This window comes from Holdemanella sp. DFI.5.55, from assembly GCF_020593575.1.
GTDB classification, from domain to species: domain Bacteria; phylum Bacillota_I; class Bacilli_A; order Erysipelotrichales; family Erysipelotrichaceae; genus Holdemanella; species Holdemanella hominis.
On sequence record NZ_JAJDMK010000488.1, the window covers coordinates 1 to 207 of the forward strand.

General features: G+C 50.2%; 1 protein-coding gene. It reads right to left on the bottom strand.

The features are described from left to right. A partial coding sequence (locus LJE08_RS14915; protein ID WP_227403703.1) for a hypothetical protein occupies positions 1 to 189 on the bottom strand: 189 nt, incomplete at its 3' end. Positions 190 to 207: the final 18 nt, after the last annotated feature.

The window sequence follows — 207 nt, forward strand, 5'->3', positions numbered from 1 at the left end:
TTCACGCTGTTCCTTTTGAATCGCACGGCTAGCTTCTTTATGCACTGGCATTTTGGCTGCTCCATCGGCCGGTTTTTCATCGGTGACGGCTTTTTCACCAACCGTCAATTCCGTAAACTGATAGTCGGTATCGGCCAGCAGCTTTTTCAGATCACGAAAATCATGATCACTGCCCAGGTTGATTACCAAGCCGGGCTCACCTTGCCG